Origin of the sequence: Leptolyngbya sp. BC1307, from assembly GCF_002286735.1 — a bacterium.
GTDB lineage: Bacteria > Cyanobacteriota > Cyanobacteriia > Phormidesmidales > Phormidesmidaceae > Phormidesmis.
On the sequence record NZ_NRTA01000030.1, the window covers coordinates 18,448 to 37,031 of the forward strand.

20 protein-coding genes are annotated in these 18,584 nt (G+C 54.4%); 10 read left to right on the forward strand and 10 right to left on the reverse strand.

The window, feature by feature from the left end; genetic code table 11:
• Positions 1-104: 104 nt before the first annotated feature.
• Complete coding sequence (locus CKL79_RS15370) at positions 105-224, forward strand: photosystem II reaction center protein Ycf12 (protein ID WP_121970461.1); 120 nt, start codon at positions 105-107, stop codon at positions 222-224.
• A 170-nt stretch (positions 225-394) separates the two neighbouring features.
• On the opposite strand, the gene ispD is transcribed toward CKL79_RS15370, so the two are convergent.
• Complete coding sequence (ispD, locus tag CKL79_RS15375; RefSeq protein WP_121970462.1) at positions 395-1,093, reverse strand: 2-C-methyl-D-erythritol 4-phosphate cytidylyltransferase; 699 nt, start codon at positions 1,091-1,093, stop codon at positions 395-397.
• Positions 1,094-1,261: 168 nt separating this feature from the next.
• Here ispD and CKL79_RS15380 point away from each other — a divergent pair, with 168 nt between their 5' ends.
• Both CKL79_RS15380 and CKL79_RS15385 read left to right on the forward strand, forming a co-directional pair.
• Positions 1,262-2,224, forward strand: a complete 963-nt coding sequence (locus CKL79_RS15380) for a glycosyltransferase family 9 protein (RefSeq protein WP_121970463.1) — start codon at positions 1,262-1,264, stop codon at positions 2,222-2,224.
• Positions 2,225-2,410: 186 nt separating this feature from the next.
• Complete coding sequence (locus CKL79_RS15385) at positions 2,411-2,974, forward strand: hypothetical protein (protein WP_121970464.1); 564 nt, start codon at positions 2,411-2,413, stop codon at positions 2,972-2,974.
• A 35-nt stretch (positions 2,975-3,009) separates the two neighbouring features.
• Here the strand turns inward: CKL79_RS15385 and CKL79_RS15390 are convergent, their stop codons facing one another.
• Positions 3,010-4,614, reverse strand: coding sequence for a type II CAAX endopeptidase family protein (locus CKL79_RS15390; protein ID WP_121970492.1), 1,605 nt, complete (start codon positions 4,612-4,614; stop codon positions 3,010-3,012).
• A 245-nt stretch (positions 4,615-4,859) separates the two neighbouring features.
• Here CKL79_RS15390 and cobO point away from each other — a divergent pair, with 245 nt between their 5' ends.
• From cobO to CKL79_RS15405, 3 genes are all read left to right on the forward strand, one after another.
• Positions 4,860-5,546, forward strand: coding sequence for a cob(I)yrinic acid a,c-diamide adenosyltransferase (cobO, locus tag CKL79_RS15395; RefSeq protein WP_121970465.1), 687 nt, complete (start codon positions 4,860-4,862; stop codon positions 5,544-5,546).
• A 149-nt stretch (positions 5,547-5,695) separates the two neighbouring features.
• Positions 5,696-6,598 (forward strand): ABC transporter ATP-binding protein, encoded by a 903-nt coding sequence (locus CKL79_RS15400; protein ID WP_121970466.1) that lies wholly within the window; start codon positions 5,696-5,698, stop codon positions 6,596-6,598.
• A gap of 43 nt (positions 6,599-6,641) precedes the next feature.
• Positions 6,642-6,866 carry a DUF1049 domain-containing protein gene (locus CKL79_RS15405; RefSeq protein ID WP_121970467.1) on the forward strand — a complete coding sequence of 75 codons (225 nt, stop codon included), beginning with the start codon at positions 6,642-6,644 and terminating at the stop codon, positions 6,864-6,866.
• A gap of 14 nt (positions 6,867-6,880) precedes the next feature.
• Here the strand turns inward: CKL79_RS15405 and CKL79_RS15410 are convergent, their stop codons facing one another.
• Genes CKL79_RS15410 through rsmA form a run of 5 tightly spaced genes read right to left on the reverse strand, consistent with a single transcriptional unit; the run spans position 6,881 to position 9,883 of the window.
• Positions 6,881-7,255 (reverse strand): DUF1818 family protein, encoded by a 375-nt coding sequence (locus CKL79_RS15410; protein WP_121970468.1) that lies wholly within the window; start codon positions 7,253-7,255, stop codon positions 6,881-6,883.
• Positions 7,252-7,764, reverse strand: a complete 513-nt coding sequence (locus CKL79_RS15415) for a hypothetical protein (protein ID WP_205879111.1) — start codon at positions 7,762-7,764, stop codon at positions 7,252-7,254. The genes CKL79_RS15410 and CKL79_RS15415 overlap by 4 nt, the downstream gene beginning before the upstream one ends.
• Before the next feature lie 51 nt (positions 7,765-7,815).
• Positions 7,816-8,040, reverse strand: coding sequence for a DNA-directed RNA polymerase subunit omega (locus CKL79_RS15420; RefSeq protein ID WP_121970469.1), 225 nt, complete (start codon positions 8,038-8,040; stop codon positions 7,816-7,818).
• A gap of 50 nt (positions 8,041-8,090) precedes the next feature.
• Complete coding sequence (gene ispE, locus CKL79_RS15425) at positions 8,091-9,035, reverse strand: 4-(cytidine 5'-diphospho)-2-C-methyl-D-erythritol kinase (RefSeq protein ID WP_121970470.1); 945 nt, start codon at positions 9,033-9,035, stop codon at positions 8,091-8,093.
• Positions 9,032-9,883, reverse strand: a complete 852-nt coding sequence (gene rsmA / locus CKL79_RS15430; protein ID WP_121970471.1) for a 16S rRNA (adenine(1518)-N(6)/adenine(1519)-N(6))-dimethyltransferase RsmA — start codon at positions 9,881-9,883, stop codon at positions 9,032-9,034. Before rsmA ends, ispE begins: the two co-directional genes overlap by 4 nt.
• 197 nt (positions 9,884-10,080) lie before the next feature.
• Here rsmA and CKL79_RS15435 point away from each other — a divergent pair, with 197 nt between their 5' ends.
• From CKL79_RS15435 to CKL79_RS15445, 3 genes are all read left to right on the forward strand, one after another.
• Positions 10,081-10,446, forward strand: coding sequence for a DUF3082 domain-containing protein (locus CKL79_RS15435; protein ID WP_121970472.1), 366 nt, complete (start codon positions 10,081-10,083; stop codon positions 10,444-10,446).
• Between the two features lie 145 nt (positions 10,447-10,591).
• A complete protein-coding gene (locus CKL79_RS15440; protein WP_121970473.1) occupies positions 10,592-11,956 on the forward strand; it encodes an N-acetylmuramoyl-L-alanine amidase in 1,365 nt (454 codons plus the stop codon).
• A gap of 397 nt (positions 11,957-12,353) precedes the next feature.
• Positions 12,354-13,577, forward strand: coding sequence for a SpoIID/LytB domain-containing protein (locus tag CKL79_RS15445; RefSeq protein WP_121970474.1), 1,224 nt, complete (start codon positions 12,354-12,356; stop codon positions 13,575-13,577).
• 64 nt (positions 13,578-13,641) lie between these two features.
• Here the strand turns inward: CKL79_RS15445 and CKL79_RS15450 are convergent, their stop codons facing one another.
• Together CKL79_RS15450 and CKL79_RS15460 are read right to left on the reverse strand one after the other, a co-directional pair.
• Positions 13,642-14,964 carry a hypothetical protein gene (locus tag CKL79_RS15450; RefSeq protein WP_121970475.1) on the reverse strand — a complete coding sequence of 441 codons (1,323 nt, stop codon included), beginning with the start codon at positions 14,962-14,964 and terminating at the stop codon, positions 13,642-13,644.
• Positions 14,965-15,271: 307 nt separating this feature from the next.
• Positions 15,272-15,715, reverse strand: a complete 444-nt coding sequence (locus CKL79_RS15460; RefSeq protein WP_121970477.1) for a CAAD domain-containing protein — start codon at positions 15,713-15,715, stop codon at positions 15,272-15,274.
• A 531-nt stretch (positions 15,716-16,246) separates the two neighbouring features.
• Here CKL79_RS15460 and hflX point away from each other — a divergent pair.
• Entirely contained in the window at positions 16,247-17,941 is a 1,695-nt protein-coding gene (gene hflX, locus CKL79_RS15465; RefSeq protein ID WP_121970478.1) for a GTPase HflX, read from the forward strand.
• On the opposite strand, the gene CKL79_RS15470 is transcribed toward hflX, so the two are convergent.
• The gene (locus CKL79_RS15470) at positions 17,923-18,552 is read right to left on the reverse strand and encodes a hypothetical protein (RefSeq protein ID WP_121970479.1); all 630 of its coding nucleotides are present in this window, start codon (positions 18,550-18,552) and stop codon (positions 17,923-17,925) included. The two genes, hflX and CKL79_RS15470, sit on opposite strands and share 19 nt — an antisense overlap.
• Between the last annotated feature and the right edge of the window lie 32 nt (positions 18,553-18,584).

Below are 18,584 nucleotides of genomic sequence, written 5' to 3' on the forward strand. Positions count from 1 at the left end.
TTAGAATTTTGTAAACAAAGTTTAATTTCACCTGCCCTCAGCAGGTACAATGCTTGCAGTGAAATTGTCTCAATCTGGTTCGGCTAGAACTGTTCGGAGGATAAATGGCCTTTCTAAGTAATATTGATTTTGTCTTGATTGCCCAGCTCACCATGCTGGCTATGGTGGTTATTTCTGGCCCGGCGGTTGTATTTTTGCTGGCCCTGCGTGGCGGCGACCTCTAAAGGCTTACTAAATAAGCTTTTTGCAGAGAGCTTCACAACTTACAAACCGGGTTGGAACCGCTGCTAGAGACAATTATGGTTGCTCCCCTATCACAGTTGTGAGGTGGGGGAGCTTTTCAGTGCTGGCGGTAAGATATTCCAGGAGGTGAGTAGCAAAGGCGGCACAGTGGCTAAGCTTTAGCACGCTGCTGAAGAATGGACTGGGCGATCGCCAGATCTACAGGCGTCGTCACCTTCAAGTTCGTCTCCTCCCCTTCAACGATGCTGACGGGCACCCCGCATTTTTCTAGTAGAGCGGCATCGTCAGTCACCTGCCAGTTTTGCTGCTGCCCTCGACGGTGACATCGCTTCAGCCACTCTACCTCAAATCCCTGAGGAGTCTGCGCTGCCCAGAGCTGAGCGCGGTCGGGAGTATGGGTGATAATTTTCTGAGCGTTGACCTGCTTGATCGTATCTTTGACCGGAACTGCCGCGATGAGTCCGGCGACTTGACGAACCGCTACCGCACAGCGATTAAACAGATCGGGAGTGGCCAGACAGCGCGCGCCATCGTGAATCAGAATGTGAGTAGCCGCTGCTGGGAGTGCCTGCAGTCCGTTATATACCGAGGCTTGCCGGGTATCGCCACCGGGAATAAATTCCACGGGCGTGGGCCGCTGGTGCTGACTGAGCACCTGATCAACAATTTGCTCAAAGTCAGACCGGTCTACCGGCTGGCAAATGATGCCAATCCAGTCGATGCTACTGGCGGCAATGGCAGCGTCTAATGTCCAGGCGAGGATAGGGCGGTCTATGAGCGGCAGCAGCAGCTTGTTGCGATCGCTGCCCATGCGACGACCTACACCAGCCGCCGGAAGAAGTAAATGCATATCCAAATCCACCCGAGAAATTGGTCAGGCCCAGATCATATGTACACCCTAACTGGTAGTTAAAAACACCGTTTTACAGCAATTTGGTTTTATTTCTGGCGGTAATCGTGTTTCATCCCCGGTGTCCCTTAGAATGGTGAGCGGATCAAAGTATTGAATTTTAACCGCATGCGTATACTGGCCCTAGTCCCCGGCAGCATCAGTCATCAGCTTTTGTTTTTTCCGGCCTTAGACGATATTAAAAGGGCCTATCCAAACGCCGAAATTGCCGTTGTAGTTGAACCTAAGTCAGCTCCTGCCTACCGAGTTTCGAAGATTGTCGATACCGTTATTCCGTTTCCGTTTGCCGGTGCAAAAAGTCCCTCTGACTGGGCTAATTTATTGGGCACTATTCGCGATCGCGAATACGAAGTAGCGATCACAACCGATACACGCTGGAGCACGGGTCTGCTGCTGTGGCTGAGCGGCGTGCCCACTCGCATCACCTACAGCAGCACTGGCACGCCCTGGTTTTTTACGGCGACTGTCCCTGAGAAGGCTGAGTACCGGGCCGAGCGCTATCACGATTTGCTGAGCGCCATTAAAATCAACGGGGCCACTCCCGAACCGGCGATCAACGTGCCCGAAGGCGATATTGCCTGGGCCAATGCGCTACGCGATCGCCTCAAGCTAAAAGATGGCTACGTGCTCATGTATCCGGGGCCAGAAGCCGGCGACAGCAGCCAATCTGCCGACTATCCGGTGGCTAGCTGGCAAAAGCTGATTCAAGACTTTCGCGATAAACAGCCGCAGCTACCCGTTGTTTTGCTGCAGACTAACCACAGCACAGAGCAGGCCAACGCGCTAAAAAATCTCGACTCTCAGCTGATTGTGGCGATGGCAGAAAATCTTGGCCAGACAGCAGCGATCATTGCTGGGGCCGATCTGGTGCTGACGCCCAATAGCTATATCATGCAGCTATCGGTCGCCCTGAAAGTATTTACACTGGCGCTCTTTGGCGCACACAAGCCCCAAGAAATGCTGCCGCCTGTTGAAGGTGAGGAAGCTCGGTTTTTAGGCATTGCCTCTGACACCAGCCGGGTAGCTGATATCCAACCAGAGGCAGTTTTACAAAAAGTCTGGGGTGGCTAGGCTGACCCTGATAGGTCTAGCGAGATCACTGATCGTAGCTTTGCTGAAGCGCTCTTGGGGCGATCGCCATAAAGGGCCATCACAAAAGGCCACCACAAAGGGCATTGGCTGAGCAAAGTAGGGGCATCTGCTGTTCGTCTATCTTCTCATCACCAATCCTGTTGACACTTCATCTCTTTTAGAACTATGGATCGTATTCAGACGCAAGCCTCCAAGATTTGGGATCTTTTGTTCGCTAACGAAACCGCTGCGACCTATCAAAAGGCGCTCAATCTCACGGGTACTTTTCTCACAGAATTAGCACAGCTAGTTTGGCTGATAGTTTGCTCGGTGTTTGTCTTTGGCGCTTGGGTTGGCGACGCTTCAATGAAGGCAGGTCAGAGCATTCGCGAATGGGTAGACCGGCAGAGTAGCGGTGCGGTTAAGCCAGCCAGCCAGAAGTCAGTCACGGCAGCGGGCAAAAGCCTGCTGGGTACAGGGCGCGATGGTGCGGCTTACTTGCTGGCTCAGGCCCGCGAACAGCTTGGCTTAGAATCAGCTCCCCCGGCTAGTCAGACGAAGACAGCATCCGTCAGCATACCGCCACAGCCTGCGCCGCCTGAACCCACTCAGTCGCCTGTCGCAGCGGTGCCTGAACAGCCCAGAGGATATGGCTCTGCAGAACCGCCTAGCAGCCTAGCCGAAGAGGATCTCGTTGACGAGGCTGACGAAGCAGCAGATGACGATTGGCCGCCTAAAGACGACATCTAGGCGATCATCGCTACCCGGTTCTATCTATTAGCGGCTCAATTGCTGCCGCTGCCTAAGACAAAGAGCCCTAGCATGGTGACACTGTTCCAGGCGCTGTGAAGCAAAATAGAGGACATCAGATTGCGCGATCGCACATACGCAAACCCCAAAATTGCCCCCAGTACGGTGAGCGGCAGCACTTCTGAAAAGCTCAGGTGAGCCACCGAAAAGATCAGGCTGCTCAGGCCGATGGCTCCCCAGACGGGCAGATAACGGGTCAGCGAAGGCAGCAAAAAGCCACGAAACAGGATTTCTTCAAAGACCGGGGCCGCGATCGCCGCTGTAAATAAAAACATCCCCAGTGCCAGCGGATCGCGCTCTTCTAGCACTAGCTGCAAGATTGGATTATTACCCCCCTGCCCCTGCCAGATCTGTTGATTGAGCAAAGAAACCACCACCATCAAAGGCAAGGCCACAAAGTAGCTGCCCAGCCCCCACAGCGGCCATTTGCCCGATAGCTTGAGCCGAAACCAGTCTTTAGGCAACGGCAAATAGCTCTTAATCGACCAGTACAGGACGCCCAGCGTACTGGCTGCCATCAATCCATAAAACACTAGCGAATAGAAGGCTTTGCCCCGGCTAGTCAGACCGATCACCAGGCTGTCTGAAGTCCAATCAGGGCTCCAATGTGCTAGAGACCCTGCGATCGCCAGTCCAGCATCTGCCCCTCCATCTGGCAGTAAGAAAGACTGTCCGGCGGCTAAGCCAACCTGGAGCCCCAGCGGCAAGACAATTTGCCCCACAAACAAAAAGCCGCCGACAATCACCTGCCAAATTACTTCCCAATCCCAGGGCACCTGCCACTGACCTTCGGGAATGGCCAAAATAGCCGTCTCTTTACCTTTGAGCAGCCGCTGCCCGATCAGCGCTATCAGCCCGGCTGTGCCCAGCAATCCGCCGAGAGAAGGCAGTATCCCTACCAGACTCAGCTTGATCAAGGTGCGTTCAGCGATGACGCTTTCTGACGCTTCGAGCTGTGTTAGCTGTTCGCTCTGATCATTGACGCTGTAAAGGCGTTTGAGTGCGCTATAGCGAAACCAGCCGCTGAGCCGTGCCTGGATAACGGCTGCTGTCTCTGGCTGGGTAACCGGAGGAGTTTGCCAGAGGTTGGCCAATGTATCGGCGGCGATCGCCTCATCACTGGCGCTGTCAGCTAACTGTCGCCAGGTTTGGATTGCCTTGGTCACCTGGTCTCGCTGGGCTTGCACCATGCCTAGCCGCAAATCGATCTGATTGATCTGCTGCTGCTGCGCTAGGGCCGTGGCAGATAGCTGTAAATTGCTGCCATCACTGGCCTCCGAAGTCTCTTCAATCTGCTGTAGCCGGGCCAGTCCGGTAGCCGATGCTTCACGCACTTCCAGATATTGCTCAGTAGCGGTTTCTAGAGCGTCTTTACCAAAGACAGCGCTGCGAAACTGCTGCACTTCGGCTTCAGGTAGGCCGCTGCCCCGCCACTCACTGGCCTGCACCAGCAAATCGGTTTGATAGAGCTGTAGCTGGCTGCCCACCTGCGGTTCGCTCAGGCTGCTAATGAGCGATGCGCCCATCTCCAATGCCACGATAAACGTCAAAAAAGAGAGGACTATACGCTTGAAGGTCATGCTAGGTGAAAATCTCTTAAACAAAAACGGTGGCCAGATGGCCAAGATATCGGTATTCACGCCGCCAGCCGTCATAGCGGCACCGGCACAGCCTGTATTATCGCACTTTGCTCAAGGCGGCTGAGCGTTTTGCGACTGAGAATTTCCTAAACCCGGCAGTTTTCTACTTTTGAGCGCACTTTCTAGCCACCACCAGCCGCTAAAATTAGGCCACTTCTCTTAACAATTGCCATCCCGCCCTCACCATGAACAGCCCCACTGCCGCCAACTCCGATCAAAGCGTACTCGACCAAACCGCTACTCAGCTCGATGAAGAAGCGACTCAGCAAGGGCTGAGTGAGACGCAGTACAAGCGCAAAATGCAGCGCCGTAAGGAGGTGCAGACGCAGCGATTGGAAAGCCGCAGCGTCGAAAAAGGGCTGATCATTGTGAATACTGGCAACGGTAAGGGCAAGACAACGGCAGCGCTGGGCATTGTGCTGCGATCGCTCGGTCACGGCTTCAAAGTTGCCATTGTGCAATTCATTAAAGGCGGCTGGGAACCGGCAGAAAAGGCCGCGCTCAGCCACTGGCCCGATCAGCTACAGTTTCATGCAATGGGCGAAGGCTTTACCTGGGAGACGCAGGATCGCGATCGCGACATCCAAACTGCTCAAGCCGCTTGGGAAAAAGCCCTCACCTACATTCGCGATGCCAACTACCGTACCGTTCTGCTCGACGAAGTCAATATCGCGCTGAAGCTGGGCTATCTCTCAGTTGAGCAAGTGCTAGCAGGCTTAGATGAAAAGCCCGAGATGAGTCACGTCATTCTCACTGGGCGGGGTGCGCCTCAAGCGCTGATAGACCGGGCCGACTTAGTGACTGAAATGACCCTAATCAAGCATCCCTTCAAAGAGCAGGGTATCAAGGCGCAAGCTGGCGTAGAGTTTTAGGCTTGAAGAAGTTTTAGGCTTGAAAACTATGCCCTGCATTTCAAAACTGTCATAGCGCACAAAAAACGAGATCGAACATACGGGATGATTGTCAGCGGCAGTCTGCTGGGTACGCTCGCGGCTGCTTTCAACTGCTGGCACTGTTCTTCATGCTAGAAATCACCCGCCTCTCAAAACGGTTTGGCCAGCGGCAGGCGCTGAGCGAGCTATCGCTAGCCCTACAGCCGGGTGAAATCTACGGTTTGCTCGGCCCCAACGGCGCAGGAAAAACGACTGCACTCAATTTGCTATGCGGCCTGCTAAAGCCCGACAGTGGCGAAATTTTGGTTCAAGGAAAACCGGTCTCTCAGGCAACTAAGCTATTAGTAGGCGTCATGCCTCAGCAAAATTTGCTCTATCAGAGCCTTACCTGTGAAGAGAACCTGTCATTTTTAGCCCGCATTTATGGACTCGGCAAAAAAGATATTTCCCAGCAGGTGCGGAACTGTCTGGCAGCGGTCAATCTGGCAGACCGGGCCGGTAGCGTCGTCGGTGATCTCAGCGGCGGGATGCAACGGCGGCTGAGCCTGGCAGCGGCGATTATTCACCGGCCCAAGCTGGTCGTGCTTGATGAACCTTCGACCGGGCTCGATATTGAAGCTCGCTATGAAGTTTGGGAGCTAATTCGCTCGCTCAAGCAGCAGGGGGTAACCGTACTGCTGACGACTCATCTGCTCGATGAAGTAGAGCGGCTGTGCGATCGCATCGGCATTATCAAACAGGGCCAACTTCTTGCAGAAGGCACTCTAGAAACCTTACGCCAGCGCATTCCCGTAGAGGAAGTCGTCGTGATTCAAACCGAGGACGAACCAGCAGCGATCGCCCGCGCCCAGTCTCACGGCTTTACCCCTCGTCGCTACGGCAGAGATCTGGCCTTCTGGGTACCTGAGCTGCTAGAGCTGCCCGAACTGCTCAACCGCTTTTCTGGCCTGACGATGGAATCTATTTCGCGCCATCCGATTGGCCTGGAGCATATTTATCTAGAAGTCACTCAAAACCAATCAGACAGGTAGCGCTTATGCTAATGATGTAGTTCAGTTGTGAGCGTCCTAAGGCATGGTGAAGCTTGTAGTGGTGATTATTCCGGCGGTGCTGGTAGTGGCGATCGCCATCCTCTCAGTGCAAAACGCTACTCTCATTCCGCTCACCTTTTTGAACGCAACGACCATTGCCTTACCGGTCGGCATCTGGCTCGCCTTTGGCTTAGGCGCTGGCATGATCGGCACGGCCCTGCTGCTCAGCTTGTTTGGGTTCGGAAAAGCTAAGAGCAGCCGTCTGTAGGCATTACAGATATTTTATAGATTCGGATCAAACGGTATTTGGGCGATCGCCGCTAAAAGCTGCGGCACTATCGCGGATGGCCATTCGCCTTCGCCCCGTCGTCCGCTCAGCAAAATGAACCGCAGGCCGTAAGCCGCCGGAAAGCCCTCCGTCTCTAGCCAGATGGTCTCGGTTTCTTGCTCACAGGCCAAACGCTCCTCGGCCATGAGCTGGTCAGCCATCGCGGTCATGGTATCGCCTAGCTGCTGGGCCAAACGGCAGAAGTCTTTAAACTCAGCGGCGGTCAGCTCTATTGCCCAGCGATCGCCCGCGACCAACCCGCAAAATTCGTCAGCGATTGGGTTCCAGCCTAGCCGCCAGCCTTCTCCTGAGCGCAGATAGCGGCTCATGAATTAGCGATAGTAAAGACTTCGTAGAGGGCGTTTACCAGGCGGTCGCGCTGTTCGCGGCTGAGGGCTTGGATGACAGTGCGATCGCCCACCAGCGGATTTTCACGCAGCCCATAGTCAGGGTAGAGATCGGCAGAAATTCGTTCAAACGCGCCCAGGTAATCGGCCAGGGTCAGCTTCCAATCGAGGCGAAAGTTAGTTGGTCGCTCTTTTATATAAATGTGATAGCGAATAATTCTAGATACCAGCGTATTTTCAGTTGCGCTCTCGCCGGTGTCGCTACTGATGTACTGATTTTCCAGCGGCAAGTCGGGCAGTTGCTCGTAGACCTGCGCGGCAGTCATCGCCGGGTTAACGCGGCGCAGTGGGGCAGGCTGGGCCTGAGCAGGCAAGTTGCCCATCAGACCTGAACCTTGCAAGCCCGGGTTGAACGCTCCGAGCAGCATCAGCGCAGCAGCCATGGCCAAAGCCACACTGATAAAACGAAATCGCTTCAAGGGTGGCGGCATGACTCACTCTAAAATCAATGAAGGCTGATGGCTTCCGGATCAAAGAAGGCGCTATTCGCCGATAATCTCAGGCTGAGTCAGCTCGTCAGACATTTCTATAATGGCGCGCAGCACTGGCTTCATCTTCGACTCATCCAGGCTATCAAATTCTTCAAAGCGGCGACGCTGAGCGCGGTTGGCTACCTGCACCGTGATCCGATAGCGGTTAGAGGCGGCGCTGATCAGGTCTTCAGTGCGACGCATGACTTGCTGGGTGTCAAAGGAAAGGCGCTTCATAGGGTTTGTCAATAAGACGAATATTTAGTGTAGCAAACCTGGGAACCCGTTTAGCTTTCCTGACGAATGCCCTGCGATGTGAACTGAACAAGGTGAAGCTGCAGATCGGGGTCGCTGATTTGCTGGCGCACGGACTGTAATACCGATTGAGCCTGGTCGGGCGTTTCGGTCAGGGTAAAGACTGTGGGGCCAGAGCCGGACATCAGAGTACCCAGCCCGCCCTGCGCAGCCATCGTTTCCTTGAGCTGGCGAACTTTGGCATGAGCAGGTAAAACGACCTTTTCTAAATCATTACGCAGATGGCGGCCAATCGCTGTAGCGTCGTGAGTGCCAAGCGCACCGACCATTTTGCCGGAGTGTACTCGCGCCTGTCGTTCTTCTAAGCTGGCTGTGTCCTTTAAAGGTAGATAGGTGTGCTCAAACTGCTGCCGATAGGTTTTGTAAGCCCAGGGCGTAGAGACCGCAAGGCTGGTGTATTTGGCTAGCACTGCGCTGAGCTTGGGCGTGTTGTGCAGCGAATCTATTTCCTCACCGCGGCCGGTGGCGATCGCACATCCCCCCGCCAAACAAAACGGCACGTCCGATCCCAACTCTGCACCCAGCTCTTGCAGCTCTATTCGGGTTAGCCCTAGCTGCCACAGCACGTTTAACCCAAACAGAGTCGCTGCTGCATTGGATGAACCGCCAGCGAGCCCTGCGCCCACCGGAATTTTTTTGTCGATGGTGATTTCCACGCCGCCATAGCGATTGGTGCGGTGGGGAAAGCGTTTTTGCAGCAGCATGACCGCTTTATAGGCCAGATTGGTATGGTCAGTGGGCACCAGCGGATGGTCACAAAGCAGCCGGGTATTGGGCGTATTCAGCGGGTTTAGCGTGATCCGGTCGGCGAGGTCAACGCTTTGCATTATCATCACCAGTTCGTGAAAGCCGTCAGCCCGATTGCCGATAATTTCGAGATAGAGGTTGATTTTGGCGTGAGCCAGAAGAGTCATCATAGAAGTACAGAGCTATTGGCAGGCGCTATCGTATCTACCGCGTCACTGAGGGCTACCCACTCGGCTACGCCCAGCCCTTCTGCCCGCACCTGGGGATTGATCGATAGGCGATTAAGCACAGCAGTTAGGGTTTCGCGATCAACGACGCTTTGCAGGTTATTGCGCAGCATTTTGCGCTTTTGAGAAAAGCCCAGTTTGACGAGCTGACTAAGCCGGGCGGGATTTTTGGCAGGCGTACCAAAAGGCCGAGGCCGCAGCCGAATTACTGCAGACTCCACCTTCGGCGGCGGCTTAAAGGCGCTGGCTGGCACCGGGCAGATTTCCTCACAGTCGGCCAAATACTGAGCGCGAATGGTCAGGGCACCGTTGGCGCGGGTACCCGGTTCGGCGCAGAGGCGATCGCTAATTTCCTTTTGCACCAGCAGCACAATATCGCTAAACGGGCGAAGATTGGGCTGGCGAATCGTGCCCAGCAGCTTTTCTAAAATTGGCGCGGTGATGTAGTAAGGGATATTAGCCACCACTTTATTGGGCCGCTCCAGCTCAAAGTCAATCAGCGCTTGGTCAAAATCGAGCTTTAAAAAGTCAGCCTCAACCAACCGAAACTGACCGGTCGCCATGGCTGGAATAAACAGATCGCGCAGTTGCAGGCACAGATCACGGTCAATCTCGACGGCTAGCACCTGAGCTGCCGTAGCGAGCAGCCGCTGGGTGAGCACGCCCTGACCCGGGCCAATTTCTAAAACGCGATCGCCTTCCTTCAGCTGGGCCGCTGCCACAATCTGGTTAAGTATCGGGTCGCTGCGCAGCCAATGCTGGCCAAATCTTTTACGTGCTCTTGGGGCCACAGGCTAGGTCATCCTTAAATTTGTGAAGCAGCATGAACAGTAGAACATTGCACAGATAAATTGCACAGATAAAACGTCATCTAAAACGTCATCATAGGAGCACGGCACCTTATTTTAGAAGGCAGGCCGAGGCGCGTAAACTCACTGCCGCACCTCGTATTAAGTATTTACCTTTTGTCGCCCCTTGCTTTAGCCCTATGGAAAAACCCACTCTCCCCGATCTAGCTGCTGACAGCGAAGCCAAACCCAAAGCCCGCCTGACCGCTACGCCCCTGCGCTGCTTTACCGGAGCCCTCACCGCTGGCACCTTTTCTCTACTGGCCTATCGGCTGACGCTCTCAGTTGCGACTACTTTTGCCAACAAGCCCGTCACCTCTGACAACCCGGCAGTCGTCAATATCTCCGCCGCCGTTCGCACATTGGTCACCGGCATCGTCGCCTTAGGCGCAGGCGTTTTTGGCATCGCCGCTCTGGGCCTTGCCGCCCTAGGCATTCAGCTATTGTTCAAGTCAGTCCGTTCCGCCGCTACCGAAACAGACACCGCAAAGAACCCAGAGCCGTAGCCCTTTTTCCCCTTTTTCCCTTTCCCCCCTTTCCCTCATCCCCCTTATCCCTGCTCCTAAATAAGGTATTCTGGCGAGAATAAGCGATCCATCACCACTATCAGGTCAATCAACAGCAACATAGGACAGGAGCAACCAGCATCCAATGGCACAGATTTTCATCTCGGCGGGTCATGGCGGCATCGAAAACGGCGTTCGCGATCCGGGCGCGCAGATAGCAGGCACGACCGAAGCCCAGGAGATGATTGCCCTGAGAGATCTAATTGTGCCAGAACTGCGATCGCGCGGCTATGACGTATTTTCGGTACCTGACGACCTTAGCCTGGCTCAGGGCATCGGCTGGATTAACGCCCGCGCCCAGCCCACTGCAGTCGCCCTAGAAATCCACGCCGAGAAATTTAGCAACACGGCCACTCGCGGCGCTACGGTCTACTACATCTATAACAACGAGCAGCGCCGTATCCAGGCCGAACGAGTGCTGCTCGCCCTGCTCAAAGAAGTCCCAGAACTGCCCAGCCGAGGCGTACGCCCCGATACTGCCGCCGGCACAGGCAGACTGGCCTTTCTCCGACAGACGGTACCGCCCTCACTCCTGGCCGAAATTGCCTATCTCACCAACCCTCAAGACTTCGCCCTGCTGACTCAGAGACGGCGCAACTTTGCCATAGGGTTAGCCAACGGTCTAGCCGCTTGGAGCCGAGGTATTATCGGCAGCAGCCCGATTCCACCGGGCGAGACTGTGCCAGTCGAGTACCCCACTATCAACATCGAAATCAACGGTGGCGTCTATGGGGAAAAAGGTATCATCATCACCGGCAATGCCTATATCCCGATTGACTTAGCTGATCGGCTCGGCGTTGATTTAACTCAGAGCACCGAGACTCGTCGGGTGCGCTATCGCGGCGCGGTCTATGTCAAAGCCATTGATCTCAGGCCCTTTAGCGTGGGCATTGGCTGGGATGCTGCGACCCGCACGCTGCAGCTTCGCTCAGCTTCCGCCCTCAAGATTTGCCCAGGCAGCATTGACCTGATTATGAGTCGCGGCAGCGCTACAGAACTGAACCTGATTACTTTCCTGCGGTCAGAAAACGCCAAAGCCCTCGATCTCTTTCCTGATCTAGCTGAGATCTATCGGCAAGAAGCCACGATTGAAGGCGTAGACTATGACATTGCCTTTTGCCAGATGTGCGTAGAGACCGACTTTTTGCGCTTCCCTGGTCTGGTGCAGCCGACTCAAAATAACTTCGCAGGTCTGGCAGATGGCTCTGGCAACCTGGCGACCTTTAGCAGTGCCCGCCTTGGCGTTCGCGCTCAAATTCAGCATCTCAAAGCCTATGCCAGTACGGAGCCTTTGGCCCGTGAGAAAGTTGATCCTCGCTTCGATTTTGTCAAACGCGGGGTCGCACCTTTGGTCGGGCAGCTTAGCAATCTGTGGGCGGCAGACCCGCTCTATGGCAAAAAGATACTGGCCCGTCTAGAAGATCTCTACAGAGCGTCCGGACTGCTGTGATGACATGACGAATGAGGTACCGGTCACTGTAGCGGCGGTCAGACTGCCGTTTGGCTACAAAATTATCGCTATGACAGCTGGCAGCGGTGTCTATACGTGAGTGCATCTAGCGGGTGACCAGTTGGGGGATCAGATCACGGGCAGCGATCGCCAGTGCGAGTAATATGGGCAAGTTTGCTAAAGATCAGCTGCGCTCAATACTGAAGCTAATGAAGAGGCCCGGCCCTCAGGAATAGAACCAACCGACAAACTGCCACTCCGCTTATTTAGAAATGTTCAGATTTTAGAGACTGTAGGGGAACGCTGGAAGACAGCTTCAAGTCAACTTGATTGATCCCATTGGCCCGCCTCAATTCGCTGCCGTTTCATATAAATTAGCTAAATTAGCTTTGCCACCATGACTACGCAGACCACCCCCTTCGCTAAAAATTGGCTGCTTTGCCTGACCGCTACTCGTCCTACAGGCGCTGCTTGCGAAGGACGCCCGCCCGCCAAATCGGCGCTGCGCTGGAGTCTTCGCTGGTGGGGCGGTCTGCTGCTGTGGCTGGTGTTGGTGCTACCCGCTCAGGCGGCGGTAGAATTGCGAGTAGCGATCGCCCAGGGCACCCAAACTATCAATATCGGCAGCTCCACCACAGGCGTCATTCGCAATGGCAGTGGTCAAGATCTCTATCAATTGCCCGAGCTGCAAGGCATTACCTTAAAGGCCGATGCCAATGAGGTAGACCTCACCAATGGTGGCGCGCCTCTAGCAGAATCTAATGCCTTTTGGCTGGAGCCCTCAGAAAACGGCTTTGTCTGGATTGGAGACAAGTGGTATCGCGGCCGGGTGATGGTGACCGTTGAAGGCGGCAAGCTGGTAGCGGTGAACTACGTCGATTTAGAAGATTATCTATATAGCGTAGTCGGTAGCGAAATGCCGACTAGCTGGCCCCAGGCAGCGCTGCAGTCTCAGGCAGTGGCCGCTCGCTCTTACGCGCTGTATAAGCGATCGCGCACGCGCAACCCCCTGTACGATCTCGATGCCACCACCGCATCTCAGGTCTATAAAGGTATCGCCCAAGAGGCTCCGAGTACGGTTACCGCCGTCGATACCACTGCGAATCAGGTGGTTACCTACAACGGCCAGGTGATCGAAGCTATTTTCCACTCTTCTTCGGGCGGCCATACCGAAAACGCCAGCGAAGTCTGGAGCAGTGATGTGCCCTATCTACGCGGCGTCGCAGACTACGACCAAAGCGCCCCCGTCTACCAATGGCAAGAGACGTTTAGCCTGGCTGACTTTAGCAGCAGACTTGGCAATGTCGGCACCGTTCGCACTATTGGCACCCCTCATCTCACCAGTCAGGGACGAGTGGCGACTATCAGCATCACCGGCGATCGCGGCACCCAAACCCTAAAAGGGCAGGATATTCGCTCAGCGCTGCGTCTGCGAAGCACCCGCTTTACCATCAGCCTCGACCAAAGTGCCGGACGGGTCACCGTGTCTGGTTTTGGCTTTGGCCACGGTGTAGGGATGAGTCAGTGGGGCGCGCGCAGCCTGGCCGAGCAGGGTTGGAGCTTTGACCAGATCTTGCAGCACTACTATCAGAGTACGGCGATCGCCCAGCTAGAAGGGTAGCTTAGTAATAAGCGCGACCCGCCTTTTGGCAAGTCGCGCTAAAAAAACGAATTTCAATACCTTTCTAGAGGCCTTCAAGCCGCCGCCGCCATTCAGCATCTATTTGGTCGGCGCGATCGCTCTCTTGCTCGATCAAATCTGTCTCTGTGCTGTACACAGAATCTTCTTCTCGCAGCACTTTTTGCTCAGCAAACTGATGGGCAAAAGCCAGCTTTTCTTGAAAGGCAGGGCCAAGACGGTTGAGCGTTTCGGCCCGCTCTGCCCGCTGCTGGTTGCGCTGCTCGATTTTGGCATTTTGACGCTGCACCCAGTAGTAGCGCACGAGCGGCACAGTTAAAAACGCCACCCCGTAAGCTAGCAGCAGCCAAAAGATAGACTGGGCAAAGGCTGCCGCTACCGGCAAGGCCACACCCTGCGCTGCAAAGTTTTGCAGCATATTCCGCAGCACCAGAGCCCCGACGATGTTCAGCGAGCCCAGCCCGATGGAAATCATCACCTGATTGGCAGACGCCTCTGTAAACTTGCGTTTCACTTCCTTCAGGTAGGCGCTCACCGTCGCTTTTCCTCGCTGCACAGCCGAGACTTGAAGCTCCGGAAAGTAGTACACCATCTCGCCATTAGGGCTAACTTCTGGCTGACCGTTAAAACGGCTCAGCACCAGCAGCATATAGTCTTCGTATTCCTTATCCCAGCCTTCGCCCAAATCATCCAGGTAGGGCGCGACTTGCTCAGCGGCGATCGCTCCGCCATTGTTGCTGATGACGTTACCAATCGTGCGCCAGCGACGCTCTTCCAAATCGATATTGGGGTTGCCATCGCCAAAGAGAAAGGAAAAAATAGCCTCAAAAAAGTTCAGCTTTTCGCCCGGTCGGCGGGCTGGGGCCGTTCTGGCACCGTAGGCGGCTTGTCTGCGCCTGCCATATCTGGGGCTAAATAGCCAGAAGATATCACTCGGGAAGAAAAAGAAGCCGCCGCCAAAACCGCCGAAGCCGCCGCGTCGATTATCGCGATCGCCCCCGCCCTGGCTACTCGCTGCGATCATCAGCGCAAAAATAGCAATAAAAATAATTGCAATCGATACCAGCAGCATCACGCCAAAAGACAGGCGAATGATGTAAAATACCACCTGCCAAATCTTAGAGAGCGTTTCCCGAAAGCGCAGTTGCCAATACTTATTGCGCAGCATGCCTTGAAAATCACGCGGAAATTCATAGGCAATTTCCCCCGTATCTGACACCTGCATGTGCCCTTGCGTCTCTGAGGCTAGCGCCAATAGCCCCTGCTGGGCGATCGCTACATTCAAACCTGCCCGAGCGGCTACGTCGCCTACCGTCACCCGATAGTCGAGCGCTTCCACCGCCTGCATCACATCTTTGTTTAGTTCCACAGCCTTTGCCTCGCATGTCTGCCGGTCATCTCACTTAGACACTTGCAGACTTTAGTATTCAATCGCTTTTTCTCCAGTATACGAGGCAGATTATCAGCTTGCAGGCCGGGTTGAGGTTCGGCTTTCTGCTAGCGACAGAACTCGAAGACACAGACGAGCATGGGCAGGCAATGGCCCGAAAACAACCTGAAAACAGCAAAAACGCCGACCGCTCCAAACCGGAACTGTCGGCGTTCAATCATCTAGCTGACGGGCATGACCCTACTTTAAGGTTCACTACCGCCAGTACACTAACGCCAGTAAAGCACTAGATCTGAGAAGTGCGGCCCAAAACTTGATCCTTCAGAGCTTCCATTTCGGTCGCTAGCTCACGGCGGTTAGAAGCCTTAAGCAAATAGCGATAGATGAACCAGCCACTGTAGATCAGGCCGATCAGCTCAAACAAGGGTGCCAAAACCGGCACATCGTTGATGGCGTCTAGAATTGCCAGGGTCAGCTTAACGGCAATGAATGCGCCAAAAATCAGGCCCAAAGCTGTGAGCGGGCGCTTGTATTCTTGGAAAAATTCGCCAAAATACTTAGGCAGTTCGCCCAGCTTATCAACGACTTGTCCAGTCATCCGCTTTACGGTCTCAACGGTTTCAGCTGTCGGGGTGTCTCCGGTCAGCGGCTCAGTCCCAGGAGAATTAAAGTCGGCTGCCGTATTACTTTCAGCATAAACAGCGTCATCGGTTTCAAGATTAGTAGCCATAGGGGTTTATAGGGATTAACGACAGGGGTGTTTCTCTGCCCTTAAGCTCCAGCATTTTCATAGCAATGACTCACGTATCAATCGCCGCTTCATAATTTACGCTGGCGATTTTTGACCATTGCCCAGGCTAGCGACATAAGAGGCAGAGTATAAATTAAGGCATCATGATAGCGCCTTCACCATAGGGTAGCTAGCGCATATAGATAGAGCGTTGACAATCGTCAATCTACACCCTGAGAGGTGATTTATCTATAGCAAAGCTCTAAAATAGCTCAAAGCCTTAGAGATACCTATCCCGTGAAAAGGGCTAATAATAACTACCTGGCTGCATTGTACTATTATTTGTACTATATAGCGTTTCATCACAAATTTGTTACAGTCGCCGCACCAGAGTGAACCGCTAACCTACCTTTGAGCTGAATTATTGGGAAAAATTGTGACGCTTGGGAGCGATCGCCTAGCCACGCTCGTCTCACTCCTTAGAATAGAAGCAGCAAATAGAAGCAGCCGCATGCTTCAAGGAGTAACCCCATAGAGAAAATTTACGGTGATCTAAAAGGGCTAAAAACCAGCCAGGTCAAAGCGCTTCAAAGAATCTACCATCAGCGTTTGCCGATTGACCGCGTCACGACCCCAGAGTTTGCGCAGCGTCTGGCGGCTGTGAGTACAGACATCAATCAGGCGGTGTGTGCTTATGTAGATCGGCGCGGCCATGTCATCCGGGTGGGTGTTGGCAGCCCGCACCAAACGCAGATTCCGGTGCTAGAGCTGCCGCGCTACGGGGCGGAGCGACTGTGCGGCATTCGCTGCATTGCCACTCAGCTAAAAATTGAGCCGCCGAGCCACAGTGTGCTCACGGCGATGGCGGTGCAAAGGCTGGATGCGATCGCCCTACTCACCCTCACGGGCACCGGCTTCACACGCAAAGGCGGCGGTGCCACTGGCTACATCCGAGAGGGCTATTTGGCTCATCTGGTTCCCCATCCTGAGGTGCAGTGGGCCGTCTCGGAGCCACTCAGCTTAGATGAACTCGATCAGCAAGACTTTTTAGACCTGGCCGAAGGACTAGAAGAAGAGTTTCGCCGGGTATTTGTCGCTCAGCAGGTAGACACTGACCATGAGCGCGTGGTAATCGCCGGGCTGATGACGGATCAGATGGATGAGGCCACGTTTAAAAACGGGTTACAAGAAGTGGCGCGGCTGGTGGAGACGGCGGGCGGTGACGTTTTGCAAACGCTGACTCAGAAGCGATCGCGCCCCCACCCACAAACCGTTCTCGGCGCAGGCAAAGTCAGCGATATTGCCTTGGCCGTCCAAACCCTCGGAGCCAATCTGATCGTGTTTAACCGCGATCTTTCTCCCGCTCAAATCCGCAATTTAGAAAAGCGGATAGGCGTGCGGGTGGTAGATCGCACTGAGCTAATTTTGGATATCTTTGCTCAGCGGGCTAAGTCTGGGGCCGGTAAGCTTCAGGTAGAGCTGGCCCAGCTAGCGTATCAACTGCCTCGGCTGACCGGACGCGGACAAGCCATGTCCCGGCTAGGGGGCGGTATCGGCACCCGAGGCCCTGGTGAAACTAAGCTGGAAACCGAGCGCCGCGCCATTCAAAAGCGCCTCAGCCGTCTTCAGCAGGAAGTTGATCAGCTGCAGGCCCACCGGGCACGACTTCGCCAGCGGCGGCAGCATCACTCAGTGCCCTCTGTGGCAATTATCGGCTACACCAACGCCGGTAAATCTACCTTGCTCAACCGCCTGACTGACGCAAAAGTCTACGCAGCTGACCAGCTTTTTGCCACGCTCGACCCAACTACCCGCCGCATTACCATTGCCGATGAACAGGCCGATCACTCAGATGGGCCGCGATCGCTCGTCCTTACCGACACTGTGGGCTTCATTCAAGACCTGCCGCCTGCCCTAATGGATGCCTTTCGCGCCACGCTAGAAGAAGTGACCGAAGCCGACGCGCTGATTCACGTAGTCGATGCGGCCCATCCCGCCTGGCAGGCGCATATCCGCTCAGTGATGGGGCTGCTGGCGCAAATGCCGGTCGCCCCTGGGCCAATTTTACTGGTCTTTAACAAGCTCGATCAGGCGAGTACAGACGCTTTAGAACTGGCGAAAGACGAATACCCGCAGGCGGTCTTTATCTCAGCCGTGAATAATCTAGGTTTGGATACGCTCAGGCAAAAAGTGCTTCAGCTTGTAGATTACGCGGTCGCTAGCTGATCGGCTGTAAGCATACCCATCAAAATTTCCATGACATCCTGCAGATCTTCTGGGATAGGGTAAAGCGAGGTGTCCTGCGTAATTCTTTGCTGCTCCACATCCAGATAACCGAAGATCCAGGCGTTACCGATGGTAACTGCCCCATACAGCATTTTTTGGGTCGTTTCTACGCGCGAAAGTGCAATCAGCTCAACTGCTAACTGAGTAAATCCCCGGGTAAGGTCGTCATTTTTGGCCTCTACTACCAGTAAGCTACGTTCTCCTCTAATCAGGTAGTCCAGTTTTCCTTTTAATTGCTCATCGACCGTGAGTAAGTATTCGATTCGCAGCTGACTGCCGGATAATAGAGCCACTTTAGTGAGTACTGGGGCAACCAGTATTTCTCTGCGGGCGGTTTCGCTAGAGAGGAGCACGATTTGCAAATTGCTTTCCAAATCTGCCTTGAGTGGATTCACAATGCTCGAAGGCACTGCCGATCTGGGCAAAGACAGCTTCTGCGCACTAAAGCCCACGCCAAACTCTGCCAGAATCTCATCTATTTCATAGGGCATCTCAAAATATGAGCGAAAGGTGTAAGACTTACCTTCTCCTAAAAGATTCAAGCGAGACATAACACGTTCCCTACCGCCGTGAATTCTTTAGT